We start from the raw sequence: 16398 nt of genomic DNA, 5'->3' as shown, positions 1-16398 counted from the left end.
CGGGGCCCGCCGGGAGGAGTCTGGAGACACGACGGAAGATACCCCCTCCGGGTACCGGAGGGCGACGCAGAGGAGACCTCCCGTGAACGCGTACGAGACCGCACCCGAACCGAACGGCACCCGGACCGCCGGGCCCGGGCCCCGGGCCGGCCGGTCCGGGGAGAGCGGCCCGCGCCGGGCCGGGCGCTTCCTGCTCGCCCGCTGGCCCACCGCGGTGGCGCTGCTCTCCGCGGCCGTCCTCGGCAGCGGAGGGGGCGGGGAGGCCGACGCCGCGTACGGCTACGCCGAGATCCTCCCGCTGCTGCCCCTGATCTACCTGCTCATGGCCAAGGTGGGGGAGAAGTACCGGTACCTCACCTGGCCCCTGGTCCTCGCCTCCTTCGTGGTGGTCACGGTCCTGCGGGCCACCGAACTCGCCGCGCCCTCCACCGTCTTCACCGCCCTGGCCCTGCTGGTCCTGGTCTGGTCGGCCCTGGACGGGCACCTGTTCCGCCCCGGCACGTACCGGATCCAGGCGCTGGGCATGCTGTTCTTCGGCGGGCTGGGACTGGTCGGCCTGGCGGTCGACCCCGAGGCCGCCCGCTACCTGATCGCGGCGGGCTGGCTCCTGCACGGGTTCTGGGACTTCTACCACCTGTGGAAGGACCGCGCGGTGTCCCGCTCCTTCGCCGAGTGGTGCGGCGTGGTCGACGTCTGGGTCGCCGCCGAACTGGTCTTCCGCCTCTGAACCGCACCGCCCGCACCGCCCCGCGCTCCGCGCCCGCCCCGGGCGCGGAGCGCCGTGCGCCCGGAGGGTGCGGCTACGCTCGCGGACATGCGCCTGACCGCCTTCACCGACGTGTCCCTGCGCCTGGTCATGCGGCTCGCCGTGGCCGGGGAGGGCGAGCTCCTCACCACGCGCGCCGTCGCGGACATGACCTCGGTGCCCTACACCCACATGGCCAAGGCGGTGGCGCGCCTGTCCGAACTGGGAGTGGTGGAGGCCCGCCGGGGCCGGGGCGGCGGCCTGCGGCTCACCGCGCGGGGGCGGCGGACCCCGGTCGGCGCGATCGTCCGCGAACTGGAGGGCGCGGGGGACCTGGCCGGGTGCGAGGACGACCCGCCCTGCCCGCTGCGCGCCGCCTGCCGCCTGCGCGGCGCCCTGCACCGGGCCCGCGAGGCGTTCTACGCCTCCCTCGACGAGGTGACGGTGGAGTCCCTGGTGTCGTCCCCGGCCCGGGAGACCCTGGTCCTGCTGCGCCCGGAAACGCCCGATCGGGACGCCTCCGGAATGTGACCGAGCTCTCCGCGGACCCCCGCCGCGGACCTTTCCCGGCCCCGCCGGGGACCCGCGCCCCACCGCCCGCGGGACCGAAGACCCTGGCCCCGGCGCCGCCCGCCGGGCACCCGGCCCCGCCCGGGGCCCCGCCCGGCCGGGCCCCGGCGGAGGGGGTCGCGGAGCCGCTCTTAATGTGCATTTCAGATGCAAATTAACGAGTGCGAGGAGGTCGCATGCTCTCCGCCGAGTCCGCCGCCACGGTCCGGGCCACCCTGCCCGTCGTCGCGGAACACCTGGACGCCGTCACCGCCCGCTTCTACGACACCATGCTGGGCGAACATCCCGAACTCCTGGACGGCCTCTTCAACCGCGGCAACCAGGCATCGGGCGAGCAGCGCCGCGCCCTGGCCGGGGCCGTCGCCGCCTTCGCCTCCGCCCTGCTCGCCCACCCCGGCGAGCGACCCGACGCCCTGCTCGGCCGGATCGCCCACAAGCACGCCTCCCTCGGCGTCACCGAGGACCAGTACACCGTCGTCCACAAGTACCTGTTCGGCGCCATCGCCCACGTGCTCGGCGAGGCGGCCACCCCCGAGGTGGTCGCCGCCTGGGACGAGGTCTACTGGCTCATGGCCGGTGCCCTCATCGCCCTGGAGGCGCGCCTGTACGCCGACGCCGGGCACACCACCGGCCGCGACGTGTGGCGCCCCTGGACCGTCACCGAACGCAGCGAGCAGACCCCCGACACCGTCAGCCTCACCCTCGAACCCGGGGACGGCGCCGGGACCCCTCCCGCCCCGCTCCCCGGCCAGTACGTCAGCGTCCGGGTGCGCATGCCCGACGGCGTCCGCCAGGCCCGCCAGTACACCCTCACCGGCTGGGACGGCACCCGCCGCCGCATCACCGTCAAGCGCCTGCGCGCCGGGTCGGCCCCCGCCGGGGAGGTCTCCACCCTCCTGCACGGGACCGCCCGCCCCGGCGACACCCTCATGGTGTCCGCCCCGGCCGGCGACGTGGTCCTGCCCGGCGGCGACCACCCGCTGCTGTTCGCCTCCGCCGGGATCGGCTGCACCCCCGTGGTCGCCCTGCTGCGCGGCCTGGCCGAACGCGGCGACACCCGGCCCGTCCTGGTCCTGCACGCCGACCGCTCGCCCGAGGACCACGCCCACCGCGACGAGGTCGCCGCCCTGGTCGACGCGCTGCCCGGCGCCCGCGCCCTCACCTGGTACGAGACCGGCGGCGGCGACCGCACCGGCCGGATGGACCTGTCCGGGGTGGACGTCCCCGAGGGGGTGGAGGCGTTCCTGTGCGGCCCCCTGCCGTTCATGCGCGGGGTGCGCGCCCGGCTGCTGGACGCCGGGGTCCCCGCCCGGCGTGTCCGCTACGAGGTGTTCGGCCCCGACCTGTGGCAGGGCACCGCCTGACCGCGGCCCGGTGCGGGGCGGTGCGGGACGCCGTACTGTGACGGGATGCAGGACGACTCCCCCCGCCCCGTGTTCATCGGCCGCGACCGCCAGCTCGCCGCCCTGGTCGAGGACGCCCACCGCGTCCGGTCCGAGGGCGCCCGTGCCCTGCTGGTCTGCGGCGACGCCGGGATCGGCAAGACCCGGCTCGTCGACGAGTACCGGGACCGGACGCCGCTGGGCCGCACCGCCGTCGGCGGCTGCCTCGAACTCGGCGGCGACGGCATCCCCTTCGCGCCCTTCACCGCGCTGCTGCGGGACCTGTCCCGCGACGGCGGCGCCGGGCCGGTGCCCGGGGCCGGCCCGGTCCCGGAGGCCGACGGCACCGGCCGGGCGCGGCTGTTCGAGTCCGTCCTCACCTTCCTGGAGGAGCGGGCGCGCGGGGACGGACTCCTCGTCGTCGTGGAGGACCTGCACTGGGCGGACGCCTCCACCCGCGACCTGCTGGTGTTCCTGATGAGCAACCTGGGGGAGGCCCCGGTCCACCTGGTGGCCACCGTGCGCACCGACGACCTGCACCGCACCCACCCGCTGCGCCGCCTGCTGCCCCAGGTCGAACGGCTGCCCCGGGTCTCGCGCCTGGACCTCGAACCGTTCAGCCGGGACGAGGTCGCCGCCCAGGCCACCGCCCTGCGCGGCGACCCGCCCGCCGACCCCGACCTGCTGCACGAGCGCAGCGGCGGCAACCCCCTGTTCGTGGAGGCCTTCCTGGACGGACCGGGCGGTCCGCTGCCCGACGGGCCCCGCGAGCTGCTGACCTCCGCCGTCGACCGGCTGCCCGACGACACCCGCCGGGTGGTCGGGCTGATCGCCGCCGCCGGGGACCGCATCGGCCACACCCTCCTGTCCGCGGTGGCCCGCCGGGCCGGGACCGGCGAGGAGGCCCTGGACGCCGCGTTGCGCCCGGCCGTGGACGCGCGGGTGCTGCGCGCCACGGCGGAGGGGTACGTGTTCCGGCACGCCCTGCTCGCCGAGGCCGTCTACACCGACCTGCTGCCCGGCGAGCGCATCCGCGCGCACCGGCGCTACGCCGAAGCGCTCCAGCGGGGGGTGCCGGGGCTGGACGCGGCCGGCACCGCCCTGCAACTGGCCCACCACGCGCACGCCGCCGGGGACCAGCCGCTGGCCCTGTCCACCGCCTGGGCCGCGGCCCGGCACGCCGCCGACGCGGCCGCCCACCCCGAGCGGCTGGTCCTGCTCGAACGCGTCCTGGAACTGTGGGACCTCGTCCCCGACGCCGCCGAACGGGTGGGCGCGCCCCGCGCCGAGGTGCTGCGCCTGGCGGCCGCCGTGTGCCTGCTGGCCGGGTCGCTGCGCCGCGCGGTGGACTACGCCACCGAGGGCCTGGAGGAGCTGGGGGTCACCGGCCACCACGACCCGGGCGTCAAGGAGCCCCCGCCGCACCGCGCGCTCATCGCGGGCCTGCGCTACGTCCGCGCCTACGCCTACAAGGACCTGGGCAGCGACGGGGCGCTGGAGGACCTGGCCGACGCGTTCGTGGTGATGGAGAGGGGCGACCCCCACCAGGCCGCGGCCGGGGCGCTGCTGGCGTCCACGTTCATGGTGCGCGGCCACCCCACCCGGGCCCGCCACTCCGCGGAGAGGGCGCTGCGCACGGCCCGCGAGGCCGGCGACCGGGGCAGTGAGGCCGACGTGCTCGTCACCCTGGGCAGCCTGGCCCCGCAGGAGGACCCGGACAGGGCGCTGCGGCTGCTCACGGAGGGCATCGCCCTCGCCCGCGCGACCGGTTACGTCCATGCGGAGCTGCGGGGGTGGATCAACCTCTCGGGGGCCCTCTCCGCGGAGGGGAGGGCGGCGGAGGCCTACGACACCGCGCGGCGCGGCCTGGAGCGCACCGGGGAGCTGGGGCTGGCGCGCACCCAGGGCCCGGCGTTCCGCCTGAGCATGGGGCTGAGCCGCTTCTACCAGCTGCGGGTGGAGGAGTGCGAGCGGCTGCTGGACCCGGCCGCGGGCGACCGGCTGATCCGGGCCCGGACGTGGACGCTGATCCAGCAGCTCGCCTTCTACCGGCAGGACGCCGCGGGCGCGGAGAGGGCCTTGGAGGAGTTCCGCCGCCTGCTGCCCGAGGAGAGCAGTTCCCCGACGGAGTACACGCCCATCCGCTTCACGGAGATGATGCGCACGGCGGTCGAGGGGCGGTTCGACACGGCGGCCGGTATCGCCCGGCGCCTCCTGGACGAAGGCGACCGGGACGCCCCCCACCTGGACGGCCGGTACATGAGCAACCTCTCCTCCGTGGCCGAGGTGGTGGACATGATGCGCGACGAGCCGGAATGGCGGGAACGGGCGGCCGACCTGACCGCGGTCCTGCGCGAGGCCGCCGCCGCGCTGCCCCGGGACATGCCGCACCCGGTGGACCGGCTGGTCCGCGACCAGGCCGCGGCCCAGTCCTCGCAGGACGCGGCCGCGGCCTTGCGGACCCTGGAGGGACTGCTGCCGCAGGTGCGCGAGCACCGCTTCCACCGCGTGCACCTGCTGCTGGCGGCGGCGCGCGCCGCGGCCCGGGCGGGGGAGCCGGAGCGGGCCGCCGCACACCTGGAGGAGGCGGAGGGGGCCGCCCGGGAGAGCGGCCTGACCCTGTTCGCGGAGCTGGCCGACCGGGTCCGCCGCGCACACGGCCTGCCCCGGCCGCGCACGCGGGCCGCGGGGGAGGCCCCGGCGGGGCTGACACAGCGGGAGGCGGAGGTGCTGCGCCTGGCGGCCCTGGGGATGACCAACCGGCAGATCGGGGAGAAGCTGTTCATCTCGGCCAAGACGGTGAGCGTCCACATGTCCAACCTCATGGGCAAGCTCGGGGTGGCCAACCGCGGCGCGGCCGCCGCGAAGGCCCGGGACCTGAACCTGGTCTGATGTCCGATATGTGATCTATGTCGTAAAGGTGGGCGTCGTTTCGCGGCCCGGGCATACTGGCGCCATGGCCCCCACTCCCACGGCGTTCATCGGACGCGGCCCCGACCTGGCCCACCTGCTGGCCGAGGCGGACCTCGCCGCCCGCGGGGACGCCCGGGCCACCCTGGTCCTCGGGGACGCCGGGGTCGGCAAGACCCGCCTGCTGGAGGAGTACCTGCGGCGCACGCCCCTGCCCCGCACGGCGGTCGGCGCCTGCCTGGAGACCAGCGGCGGCACCGTCGCCTTCGCCCCCTTCACCGCCGCCCTGCGCCACCTGGTCCGCGACGTCCCGCCCTCCCCGGCCCGGGCCGGGGCGCTCGCCCGGCTGCTCCCCGAACTCGGGACCGCCGCCGCGCCCGACGAGGACCGCACCCGGCTGTTCGAGGCCGTCCTGTCCTACCTGGAGGACACCGCCGCCGACGCCGGCGGCCTGGCCCTGGTGGTCGAGGACCTGCACTGGGCCGACGCCTCCACCCGCGACCTCCTGCTCTTCCTGGTGCGCAACCTCGGCCCCGCCCCGGTCCACCTGCTGGCCACCGTCCGCACCGACGACCTGCACCGCGCCCACCCCCTGCGCCGCCTCCTGCCCGACCTGGAGCGCCCGGCCCGGGCCACCCGGCTGGACCTGGGGCCCTTCGGCCGCGAGGAGGTCGCCGCCCAGGCGGCCGCCCTGCGCGGCGGCGCCCGCCCCGACCCGCGCGCGCTCGACCTGCTCTGCGAGCGCAGCGGCGGCAACCCCCTGTTCGTGGAGGCCCTGGTGTCCTCCCCGGACGACGGGCTCCCCGACACCTCCCGCGACCTGCTGCTGCGCGCCGTCGACCGCCTCCCCGACACCGACCGCGCGGTGCTGGGCCTGGCCGCGCTGTCGGGGGTCCGCGTGCACCACGCGCTGCTGGCGGCGGTGGCCGGCGACCTCTCCGAGGACGAGCTGGACGGGGTGCTGCGCCGGGCCGTCGACGCCCGGGTGCTGCGCGTGGCGGGGGAGGACTACCGGTTCGGGCACGCGCTGCTGGCCGAGGCGGTGCGCGAGGACCTGCTGCCGGGGCGGCGGGTGCGCGGCCACCGCCGCTACGTGACCGCCCTGGAGGCGGGGGTGCCGGGCCTGGCCGAACCGGAGCGGGTGCTGCGCCTGGCCCACCACGCCGACGCGGTGCACGACCACCCCCGCGCCTTCGCCGCCCTGTGGGCGGCGGCCGGGCACGCGGCGGACGCGTTCGCCCACCCCGAGCACCTGGCCGCGGTGGAGCGGCTGCTGGAGCTGTGGGAACTGCTGCCCGACCCGGAGGCCGTGGCCGCCCCGCTGGGCGTCACGCGCGCACGGCTGCTGCTGGACGCGGCCCGGGCGGCCGTGCAGATCGGCGGCTCCTCCCACGAGGCGCTGCGCTACACCGCCGAGGGGGCGGAGCAGTCGGCGGACCCCGTCTCCCGGGCGGGCTTCCTGCTGCTGCGGTCCCAGGCGCTCAAGGCGCTGCACCGCCGGAACGAGGGCCTGGAGGTACTGGACGAGGCGTCCGCGCTGCTGCCCCGGGGGCACCCGGACCACATCGCGGTCAGCGGCGCCCGGGCGGCGCTGCTCTACCTCGTGGGCCGGGACGCGGAGGCGCGGCGGGCCGCCCGGGACGTCCTGGACCGGGCGCGCGCTGCGGGGGACCGGCGCAGCGAGGCCGAGGCCCTCATCACCCTGGGCAGCACGCTGGAGGTGGGGCGTGCGGACGGCTCGCTGCCCCTGCTCACCGGGGGGATGGGGCTGGCGCGGGAACTGGGGATGGTCGACGCCGAGCTGCGGGCCCGGAACAACATCGCGGTCCACCACCTGTACCGGCTGGAGTGGCACGAGTGCCTGCGGGCGGAGCGGGAGCTCCTGGACCGGTGCGCGGAACTGGGGGTCCTCCGGACCCGCGGGCCCGTCCCCGAGACGGAGAGGGCGGGGGCGCTCCTGGACCTGGGGAGGATGCGCGAGGCCGAGGAGGTGCTGGCCGGGTCCTCCGGGGGGCGGCTCGACGAGGGGACCCGCCGGTTCGTGCTCGCCGAGATCCGGCTGGCCCAGCGGGACACCGCGGGGGCGCGGGAGCACTGGGAGCAGGCGGTCGAGGCGGTCCGGGACACCGACGCGCACCTGTTCGCGGCGGTGGACCAGGTGGGGGTGCGGGTGCTGACCGCGGAGGGGGACCTGGAGGCCGCGCTGGAGACGGCGTACCGGATGGTCGAGCGTGAGGAGGGAGGGCGGCCGACGCAGTCGTCGCTGAACGGGCCGGGGCCGCTGGCCGGACTGGTGCGCGCGCTGCGGCGGGCCGGCCTGGCCGGGGAGGCGGAGGAGCTGGCCGGGCGGGTCGGGGTGTACCTGCGCCCGTCGCAGTGGTGGACCACCCCGTACGGGGAGCTGCGGCGCGCCCAGGCGCTGGCGCGCCTGACGGCCGACCCCGCCGGCTCCCTGGGGCACTGGGAACGGGCGCTGGCGATGGTGCGCGGCAGGGGTCTCCACGCGGAGGAGTTCCTGATGCTGGAGGAGGCCTGCCGGGCCGCCGCCGAGGCGGGGGAGGGCGCCCGGGCACGGGAGCTGTTCGGTCGGCTGGAGGGGACCGTGGGGCTGCTGGACACCGACGCCCCGCTGCGCGAGCGGTACGTGGAACCGCTGCGCGCGGTGGCCGGGGAGCCGCGCCTCCCGGCGGGGCTGACGCCCCGGGAGGCCGAGGTGCTGGTGCGGGCGGCCGCGGGGCTCAGCAACACCGAGATCGGGGAGAAGCTGTTCATCTCGGCCAAGACGGTGAGCGTGCACATGTCCAACCTGATGGGCAAGCTCGGCGTGACCAACCGCCACGCGGCCGGGGTGCGGGCCCGGGAACTGGGGCTCATTCCTCCCGCAGGGTGACCACCACCTTGCCGCGGGCGTGGCCCCCGGAGACGTGGGCGAGGGCGTCGGCGGCCTCCTCGAACGGGTGGGTGCGCTCGACCCGGGCGCGCAGGCCGCCCCCGGCGATCCGGGCCAGCAGGTCCCCGACGTCCTCCCGGGCCGTCCGGGCCAGGAACGGGCGCAGGCGCTGCCGGGTGAACGGCGAGGCCAGGGACGCGGCGGCGTTGCGCCACAGCGGGCCCATCATCCGTGTCCCGTTGCCCGAGGACAGCACCAGCGTGCCGTCGGGGGCGAGCGCGCCGCGCAGTTCGCGCAGGGTGCGGTTCCCGGCCAGGTCGATGACGGCGTCGTAGGGCCCGGTGCGGGTGAAGTCCTCGGCCGCGTAGTCGATCGCGCGGGCGCCGAGCGAGCGCACGAACCCGCTGCCGCCGGCGCTGCACACCCCGGTGACCTCGGCCCCCGCGGTCGCGGCCAGCTGCACGGCGAAGGAGCCCACGCCGCCCGCAGCGCCGTTGACGAGCACGCGGTCGCCGGGCCCCACTCCGCCGTTGCGCACCGCCTGGAGGGCGGTCACCCCGGCCAGCGGGACGGCGGCGGCGTCGTGCAGCGGCACGGTGTCGGGCACGCGCGCCGCCCGTGACGCCTTGACGCAGGCGTACTCGGCGAGCGACCCCTCGCCCTCGCCGGCCACGCGGTCGCCGGGGCCGAGGCCGCGGACCCCGGGGCCGACGGCGTCGACCACGCCCGCCAGGTCCCGTCCCCGGATCGGCTGCCGCGGCCGGGACGGGCCGAACGCGAGGCGGCCCACGACGGGCTCGCCGCGCATGATGTACACGTCGGCGGCGTTCAGCGCCGCGGCGTGGACCCGGACGCGCACCTCGCCCTCACCGGGTTCGGGCACGGGGGCCTCGGCGAACGCGAGGACGTCGCGGGCCTCGCCGTAGGCGGTCTGTACGAGTGCTCGCATCAGGTCGGACATCGTCATTCCACCGTTCGCAGGATCTGCTCGATCGAGGCGGCGCGGGCGCGCAGTTCGGCGACGTCCGCGGCGGTGCGCTGCTGGGCGTCGAGGGTGGTGGCGGCCAGTTCCTCGTAGCGGGCCACCAGGCTCCGGAGTTCGTCGGCGCGGGCGGCGCCGATGGTGGTCTTGCGGGACTCCTGGCGGCCGGCCTCGATCGCGATGCCGATGAAGGTGGCGATCGTGAGCAGGCCGAGGATGAGGATCACGGTGGGCCAGTCCATTACTGCTTCTCCTTGACGGTGAGGCTCGCGGCCGCGGTGGCGATCAGTTCCGGGGTGAGGTGCAGGTCCAGGTCGGCGAGCTCGAAGTACTTCATGGCCTTGCCGTCGTCGGACAGCTCCAGGCTGCCGACGACCACTCCGGCCGCTTCGAGGCGCTGCAGGTGCATGTGGAGCAGCGGGCGGCTGATGCCGATGACGCGCGCGAGGTTGCTGACGTAGTCGCGGCCGCCCCGGAGCGTCGCGATGATCCGCAGGCGTACCGGGTTGGCGAGTGCGGCGAACAGTTCGACGAGCTCGTCACCGGTGGGTTCGCGCTGTGTCATGTCTTCCCTATACGTGTAAGAAACTTCTTACATATGAAAGATAAGGCCGCCCTGCCCGCCGGCACAAGCCCCCGGCGGCGGCCGGCGCCCTCACACGGGGCGGGGGGACCGACGGCGGTGCGGGTCCTGCACAGGGCGGAGCGGTCGGGCCCGGCGGCCCCGGGGCCGAAGCGGGAGCGACCGCTCCTTCACGGCACCCGGCGGCCGGGCGGCTCCCAGACCGGGCCGGGCGGGACCGTGCGGCGGGCGGCGAGGTGGCGGCGGAGCAGGTCCAGGGCCGGGTGCGGGTCCCCGGTGCGGAACAGCAGCGAGTGCGGGTACACCGGCACCGGGTCGGCCAGCGGGATGCGGCGCAGGCCGCAGGAGTCGGGCCACACGTACCGGTCCCCGGCGCACACCAGCGTCGCCACGGTCGCCGACTCCGCGATGGCGTCCAGCAGGGCGTCGCTGCCGAAGTCCGGGCCCGTGGCGTCGATGCCCAGGCCGAACTCCTCCGCCAGGGCGTCGTAGTAGTCGGCCCACTCGGTGCCCGGGCGGATGCCGGGGATCCGGATCCGGTACCCGGCCAGGTCCGCCGGGCGCAGCGTCCCCGCCCCGGCCAGCGGGTGGCGCGGCCCCGTCAGCAACTGGAGGGGGTCGTCCAGGGCGCGTTCGGCGGTGACGCCCGCGGGCGGGTCGGCGACGGCGCGGAAGGTGGCGTCGATCCGCCCGGCCAGGAGTTCCGCGACGGCGGCCCCGGCGCCGGCGTTCGGCAGTGAGACCACGTCCAGCCCGGTGTCCGGGTGGTCGAGGTGGAACCGGTGCAGGGCCGCGCCCGGGGCGATGCGCCGGCTCAGCACGTCCACCCGCAGCGCCCGCCTCCCCGGGCGTACGGAGGCCGCCGCGTGCTCCACGGCGCGCAGCACCCCGCGGGCGTGCGGGAGGAAGGCGCGGCCCTCCGGGGTGAGCCGGGCGCCGCCCGCGGTGCGGGTGAACAGCACCGCGCCCAGGGAGCGCTCGAGGTTCGCGACCCGTTTGGAGGCGGCCTGCTGGGTGACGCGCAGGTCGGCGGCGGCGTCCTGGAACCGCCCCGTCTCGGCGACGGCGACGAAGGTGCGCACGGCCTCGATGTCCATGCCCGCATCGTAGGGGGCCACAACGCGCGGTTGTGGACCACCCGTCCCGCCGTTGTTGGATCACGGGCGGGCCGGTCTGCTCTGATCTCTCCGTCAGCGGACGGCCGTCGGAAGGGACCGGATGTCGCGGCAGAGGCTGGGGAGCGCGTTCGGGTGGCTGTGGACGGGGTTCGCCGTGTCCACGGCCGGCACCTGGCTGGGGTTCGGGGCGTTCCCCCTGATCGCGGTCACGGTGCTGGGGGCGGGACCGGCGCAGGTGTCGGCGCTGGCCGCCGCGGGGACCGCGGCGGGTGCGCTGCTGGCGCTGCCGCTGGGGCCGTGGGCGGAACGGCGGCGCAAGAGGCCGGTCATGATCGGGGCCGACGCCGTCAGGTGCGCCGCGCTGCTGTCGGTCCCGGTCGCCTACTGGTGCGGCCTGCTGACGTACACGCAGCTGCTCGCGGTGTCGGCGGTCACCGCGGCGGCCGGGATCACGTTCACCTCGGTCGGCGGCGCCCACCTCAAACAGATCGTGCGGCCCGAGCACCTGGTGGTGGCGCACGGCCGGTTCGAGGCGACGACCTGGACCGCGACGACGGTCGGGCCGGTGGCGGGTGGAGCGGCCGTCGGACTGCTGGGACCGGTGGCCACGGTGGCCGCGAACGCCCTCGGGTTCCTGGCGTCGGCGCTGGCGGTCGCGGCGATCCGGGGCCGGGAGGAGCGGCCCGCGCGCCCCGAGCCCGCGCGGGCCGCGGACCTGGTCCGGGGATGGCGGTTCATCCACGCCGACCCCGTGCTGCGGCCGCTGTTCCGGAACACGGTGGCGGTGAACGCGCTGATCATGGCCACCGAGCCGCTGCTGGCGGTGCTGCTGCTGGGAGAACTCGGCTGGTCGGCCTGGCAGTACGGGATGGCGCTGGGCCTGCCGTGCCTGGGCGGGCTCTGCGGGGCGCGGCTCGCCCCGCGGCTGGAGGCGCGCTACGGGCGCCGCCGGGTACTGCGGGCCGCCGGGACGCTGCGGGCGGTGTGGCCGCTCGGGCTGGTCCCGGTGGTGCCGGGCCCGGCCGGGATGGTGCTGGTCATCGCGGTGCAGGCGGCGATGATCACCTGCATCGGGGTGTTCAACCCGCTGTTCGCCGCCGAGCGCCTGCGGCGCGTCCCGGCGGAGCGGGCGGCCCGGGTCCTGGTGGCCTGGAACGTGACGAGGTCCGTGGTGGTCGCCGCCGTGACCGCGCTGTGGGGCCTGCTCGCGGCGGTGACGGGCGCGCGGTCCGCGATCGCCGCCGCCGGGGTGCTGCTGCTCCTCACCCCGCTCCTGCTGAGTGCGGGTACTCATCGCCCGGCCTCCTCACCCACCCCAGAGAGTGATGGCCGACTCCGGCCACCCTCCGGCCCGGGGCGGAAAGATACGTTGGGTGATGGTTCCGTCCCCGGCGAAAGGTCGTGAGGCCCCGTGCTCGAAGGCGCTGCTCTGTGGTGGCTGGTGTTCGTGACGACCGCGGCCGCCGGGCTCGTGTTGGCGACCGGCCACCTCGGGCGGCGGCGGAAACTGGCCCCCAACCCCTTCATGGGTCTGCGCACCCGGTTCACGCGGAGCGACGACGAGGTCTGGTACGAGGTGCACTACCGGGCCGCTCCCTGGGCCCTGGCCTCCGGGGTGGCCATGCTGGGAGCTCCCGCCGCTGCGGTGCTCGGCCCGAGTGCGGCGGTGCAGGCCGCGGGAATCCTGGCGGCGACGCTGCTGTCGGTGACCCTGCTGTCGGCGGGTTCCGCGATCGCCTCCCGGCAGGTGCGCGCCCGCGCCCGCTGACAGGGCGCGGGCCCCGGCCGGGCGGCCGGGGCCCGCGGTGTCCTGGGCCTACAGGGTGGGCAGGTAGCGCTGGAGCTCGTACGGGGTCACCTGGCGGCGGTAGTCGTGCCACTCCGCCTTCTTGTTGCGCAGGAAGAAGTCGAAGACGTGCTCGCCCAGCGTCTCGGCGACCAGCTCGCTGTTCTCCATCAGGCGCAGCGCCTCGTCCAGGCTCTGCGGCAGCGGCCGGATCCCCAGCGCCCGGCGCTCGGCGTCGGTGAGCGCCCACACGTCGTCCTCGGCGCCCGGGGGCAGCTCGTACCCCTCCTCGATGCCCTTCAGGCCCGCGGCCAGGATCACCGCGTACGCCAGGTACGGGTTGCAGGCCGTGTCCAGGGACCGGATCTCGATCCGGCTGGAGTTCGACTTGCCCGGCTTGTACATGGGCACCCGCACCAGCGCCGACCGGTTGTTGTGGCCCCAGCAGATGTACGCGGGCGCCTCGCCGCCCATGCCCGCCGAGGCGGCGGGGTCGTCCCACAGCCGCTTGTAGGAGTTCACCCACTGGTTGGTGACCGCGGTGATCTCGTCGGCGTGCCGCAGCAGGCCCGCGATGAACCCGCGCCCGACCTTGGACAGCTGGTACTCGGCGCCGGGCTCGTAGAACGCGTTGCGGTCGCCCTCGAACAGCGACAGGTGGGTGTGCATGCCCGACCCCGGGTACTGGGTGAAGGGCTTGGGCATGAACGTCGCGTACACGTCCTGCTCCATCGCCACCTCCTTCATCACGAGCCGGAAGGTCATGATGTTGTCGGCGGTGGTCAGCGCGTCCGCGTACCGCAGGTCGATCTCCTGCTGGCCGGGCCCGCCCTCGTGGTGGCTGAACTCCACCGAGATGCCCATGGCCTCGAGCATGTTGATGGCGTTGCGCCGGAAGTCGTGCGCGCTGTTGTGCGGGGTGTGGTCGAAGTAGCCGCCGGAGTCGTTGGGCACGGGCAGCTCGCCCAGCTCGGGCATCTTCTTGAGCAGGTAGAACTCGATCTCGGGGTGCGTGTAGAACGTGAACCCGAGGTCGGAGGCCTTGCCGAGCTGGCGCTTGAGGACGTGCCGGGGGTCGGCGGAGGACGGCGAGCCGTCGGGCATGAGGATGTCGCAGTACATGCGCGCGGTGCCGTGCGGCTCGTTGCGCCAGGGCAGCACCTGGAACGTGGACGGGTCGGGCTGGGCCAGCATGTCGGCCTCGTACACGCGGGCGAAGCCCTCGATGGCGGAGCCGTCGAACCCGATGCCCTCGGAGAAGGCCGCCTCGAGCTCGGCGGGTGCCACGGCGACCGACTTGAGGTACCCGAGCACGTCGGTGAACCACAGCCGTACGAACCGGATGTCGCGCTCCTCCAACGTGCGGAGCACGAATTCCTGCTGTCGATTCACGATCAACCTTCCTCGATGACGGTCGGCCCTGGTCGGGTGTCCCGGGCCCAGTCTGCCGTGTGCATATTTCCGGGGTATTTCCGCGCCCGTCCCGTCGGCCGTCCGGTTCGTCCCCCTGTCGCTCCTCTTCCTCGCATTATGGCCGGTGACGGCGCGTTGCGGGGACTCCCGCACGGGCGCGGCCGGGAACCCTCCGGCTAGGCTCGTGGTCGTGGCACAGCTGAGAATCGCACTCGCCCAGGTCAACCCGACGGTCGGTGACCTGGAGGGCAATCTGAGGATCGTCGTGGACTCCGCGCGGGAGGCCCGGGACCGGGGGGCGCACCTGCTCGCCCTGCCGGAGATGGTGGTCACCGGCTACCCGGTGGAGGACCTGGCCCTGCGCAACTCCTTCGTGTCGGCCTCGGTCAAGGCCGTGCACCGCCTGGCCGGGGAGCTGGCGGAGCAGGGGCTGGGCGGCCTGCCGGTGGTGGTGGGCTTCCTGTCCCGCCGGGAGGGGCCCGGGGCCAGGTACGGCCAGCCCGCGGGCGCGCCGCAGAACTCGGTGGCGGTCCTGCACGAAGGCGCGGTGGTGGTCACCTCCGCCAAGCACCACCTGCCGAACTACGGGGTGTTCGACGAGTTCCGCAACTTCGTGCCGGGCGACACCTTCCCGGTGGTGCGGGTGCGCGGCGTCGACGTGGGCATCGCGGTGTGCGAGGACCTGTGGCAGGAGGGCGGCCCGGTGACGGCGGCCCGCGCGGCCGGGGTGGGGCTGCTGCTGTCGCTCAACGGGTCCCCGTACGAGCGGCACAAGGACGACGTGCGCCTGGAGCTGTGCCAGCGGCGCGCCCGGGAGATCGGCGCGGCGCTGGCCTACGTGAACATGGTGGGCGGCCAGGACGAGCTGGTCTTCGAGGGCGACTCGCTGGTGGTGGACGCCGAGGGCGAGCTGGTGGCGCGCGCCCCCCAGTTCACCGAGACGCTGCTGGTGGCGGACCTCGACCTGCCCCTCGGCTCCGCACCCGGCACGGGCTCCGACACCGCGCCCCATACGGGCTCCGACACGGCCTCCGGCGCCGACCCGGCCCCCGGCGGGGTCGTGGACGGCCTGGCCATCGTGCGCCGCACCGTGTCGAGCACCCCGGTCGAGCCCTACGAACCCCTGGAGAACGTGGTCACCCCGCGCCCGGACCCCCTCTCCGACGTGGGCGAGGTCTACCGGGCCCTGGTCACGGGCCTGCGCGACTACGTGGCCAAGAACGGCTTCGCCTCGGTCCTGGTGGCGATCTCCGGGGGCATCGACTCCGCGCTCACCGCCACCATCGCCGTCGACGCGGTCGGCGCCGACCGGGTGCACGGGGTGCTGCTGCCCAGCGAGCACTCCAGCGGCCACTCGGTCACCGACGCCGAGGAGCTGGCCCGGCGCCAGGGCTTCGCGGCCCGCACGATCGCGATCGCGCCGGTGGTGGACGCCTTCGAGGCGGCCACCGCCGCCGCGGACGCGCCGCTGGACGGACTGTCGGCGGAGAACCTCCAGGCGCGGGTGCGCGGCACCCTCGTGATGGCGCTGTCCAACCAGGAGGGCCACCTGGTGCTGGCCACCGGCAACAAGAGCGAGGCGGCCACCGGGTACTCGACGCTGTACGGCGACTCGGTGGGCGGGTTCGCGCCCATCAAGGACTGCTGGAAGACGCTGGTGTGGGAGCTGTCCCGGTGGCGCAACGCCGAGGCCGTCCGGGCAGGGGAGGTGCCGCCGATCCCGGAGAACTCGATCGAGAAGCCGCCCAGCGCGGAGCTGCGCCCGGACCAGCTCGACACCGACTCGCTGCCCGACTACGAGCTGCTGGACGCGGTCCTGGACGCCTACATCGGCACCGACAAGGGCGAGGCGGAGCTGGTCTTCGCCGGCTACGACCCGGACCTGGTGCGGCGGGTGATCCGGCTGGTGGACCGGGCCGAGTACAAGCGCCGCCAGTCGGCGCCGGGCACCAAGATCAGCGCCCGCAACCTGGGCCGGGACCGGCGGCTGCCGATCACCAACCGCTGGACGGTCTGACC

13 protein-coding genes are annotated in these 16398 nt (G+C 75.6%); 8 read left to right on the top strand and 5 right to left on the bottom strand.

Annotation, left to right across the window (positions count from 1 at the left end):
- Positions 1 to 82: 82 nt before the first annotated feature.
- The 5 genes from ABZ249_RS21760 (at position 83) to ABZ249_RS21740 (ending at position 8497) form a co-directional block, all read left to right on the top strand.
- Entirely contained in the window at positions 83 to 727 is a 645-nt protein-coding gene (locus ABZ249_RS21760) for a hypothetical protein (RefSeq protein ID WP_355265818.1), read from the top strand.
- 87 nt (positions 728 to 814) lie between these two features.
- Positions 815 to 1276, top strand: coding sequence for an Rrf2 family transcriptional regulator (locus ABZ249_RS21755; protein ID WP_355265815.1), 462 nt, complete (start codon positions 815 to 817; stop codon positions 1274 to 1276).
- A gap of 215 nt (positions 1277 to 1491) precedes the next feature.
- Positions 1492 to 2679, top strand: a complete 1188-nt coding sequence (locus tag ABZ249_RS21750) for a globin domain-containing protein (RefSeq protein ID WP_355265812.1) — start codon at positions 1492 to 1494, stop codon at positions 2677 to 2679.
- 45 nt (positions 2680 to 2724) lie between these two features.
- Entirely contained in the window at positions 2725 to 5589 is a 2865-nt protein-coding gene (locus ABZ249_RS21745; protein WP_355265809.1) for an AAA family ATPase, read from the top strand.
- Positions 5590 to 5653: 64 nt separating this feature from the next.
- Complete coding sequence (locus tag ABZ249_RS21740; RefSeq protein ID WP_355265806.1) at positions 5654 to 8497, top strand: AAA family ATPase; 2844 nt, start codon at positions 5654 to 5656, stop codon at positions 8495 to 8497.
- Here ABZ249_RS21740 and ABZ249_RS21735 read toward each other — a convergent pair.
- From ABZ249_RS21735 to ABZ249_RS21720, 4 genes are all read right to left on the bottom strand, one after another.
- On the bottom strand, positions 8478 to 9446 hold the full coding sequence (locus tag ABZ249_RS21735) for an NAD(P)-dependent alcohol dehydrogenase (RefSeq protein WP_355265803.1): 969 nt from the start codon (positions 9444 to 9446) through the stop codon (positions 8478 to 8480). The two genes, ABZ249_RS21740 and ABZ249_RS21735, sit on opposite strands and share 20 nt — an antisense overlap.
- 14 nt (positions 9447 to 9460) lie before the next feature.
- The gene (locus ABZ249_RS21730; RefSeq protein WP_220559841.1) at positions 9461 to 9721 is read right to left on the bottom strand and encodes a hypothetical protein; all 261 of its coding nucleotides are present in this window, start codon (positions 9719 to 9721) and stop codon (positions 9461 to 9463) included.
- Positions 9721 to 10044, bottom strand: a complete 324-nt coding sequence (locus ABZ249_RS21725; RefSeq protein ID WP_355265800.1) for a winged helix-turn-helix domain-containing protein — start codon at positions 10042 to 10044, stop codon at positions 9721 to 9723. Before ABZ249_RS21725 ends, ABZ249_RS21730 begins: the two co-directional genes overlap by 1 nt.
- Positions 10045 to 10232: 188 nt before the next feature.
- Positions 10233 to 11159, bottom strand: coding sequence for a LysR family transcriptional regulator (locus ABZ249_RS21720; RefSeq protein ID WP_355265797.1), 927 nt, complete (start codon positions 11157 to 11159; stop codon positions 10233 to 10235).
- A 121-nt stretch (positions 11160 to 11280) separates the two neighbouring features.
- Between ABZ249_RS21720 and ABZ249_RS21715 the strand changes: the two genes are divergently transcribed.
- Positions 11281 to 12585, top strand: coding sequence for an MFS transporter (locus ABZ249_RS21715; RefSeq protein WP_355265794.1), 1305 nt, complete (start codon positions 11281 to 11283; stop codon positions 12583 to 12585).
- Between the two features lie 6 nt (positions 12586 to 12591).
- A complete protein-coding gene (locus ABZ249_RS21710; RefSeq protein ID WP_355265791.1) occupies positions 12592 to 12948 on the top strand; it encodes an SdpI family protein in 357 nt (118 codons plus the stop codon).
- 48 nt (positions 12949 to 12996) lie between these two features.
- On the opposite strand, the gene ABZ249_RS21705 is transcribed toward ABZ249_RS21710, so the two are convergent.
- Positions 12997 to 14358 (bottom strand): glutamine synthetase family protein, encoded by a 1362-nt coding sequence (locus ABZ249_RS21705; RefSeq protein ID WP_220559845.1) that lies wholly within the window; start codon positions 14356 to 14358, stop codon positions 12997 to 12999.
- A gap of 211 nt (positions 14359 to 14569) precedes the next feature.
- Here ABZ249_RS21705 and ABZ249_RS21700 point away from each other — a divergent pair, with 211 nt between their 5' ends.
- Positions 14570 to 16396, top strand: coding sequence for an NAD+ synthase (locus tag ABZ249_RS21700; RefSeq protein WP_355265788.1), 1827 nt, complete (start codon positions 14570 to 14572; stop codon positions 16394 to 16396).
- The last annotated feature ends 2 nt before the right edge of the window (positions 16397 to 16398 follow it).

The organism is Nocardiopsis sp. NPDC006139, from assembly GCF_040614155.1.
In the GTDB taxonomy this organism is placed as follows: domain Bacteria; phylum Actinomycetota; class Actinomycetes; order Streptosporangiales; family Streptosporangiaceae; genus Nocardiopsis; species Nocardiopsis changdeensis.
Note: the sequence above shows the minus strand (reverse complement) of the source record. Positions and strands in the feature narration are given on the sequence as shown.

Bases quoted from the DNA above. Each gene is read 5' to 3' on its own strand.
- ABZ249_RS21755 (WP_355265815.1), top strand. From the start codon at position 815: ATGCGCCTGACCGCCTTCACCGACGTGTCCCTGCGCCTGGTCATGCGG.
- ABZ249_RS21750 (WP_355265812.1), top strand. From the start codon at position 1,492: ATGCTCTCCGCCGAGTCCGCCGCCACGGTCCGGGCCACCCTGCCCGTC.
- ABZ249_RS21745 (WP_355265809.1), top strand. From the start codon at position 2,725: ATGCAGGACGACTCCCCCCGCCCCGTGTTCATCGGCCGCGACCGCCAG.
- ABZ249_RS21740 (WP_355265806.1), top strand. From the start codon at position 5,654: ATGGCCCCCACTCCCACGGCGTTCATCGGACGCGGCCCCGACCTGGCC.
- ABZ249_RS21735 (WP_355265803.1), bottom strand. From the start codon at position 9,446: ATGCGAGCACTCGTACAGACCGCCTACGGCGAGGCCCGCGACGTCCTC.
- ABZ249_RS21730 (WP_220559841.1), bottom strand. From the start codon at position 9,721: ATGGACTGGCCCACCGTGATCCTCATCCTCGGCCTGCTCACGATCGCC.
- ABZ249_RS21725 (WP_355265800.1), bottom strand. From the start codon at position 10,044: ATGACACAGCGCGAACCCACCGGTGACGAGCTCGTCGAACTGTTCGCC.
- ABZ249_RS21720 (WP_355265797.1), bottom strand. From the start codon at position 11,159: ATGGACATCGAGGCCGTGCGCACCTTCGTCGCCGTCGCCGAGACGGGG.
- ABZ249_RS21715 (WP_355265794.1), top strand. From the start codon at position 11,281: ATGTCGCGGCAGAGGCTGGGGAGCGCGTTCGGGTGGCTGTGGACGGGG.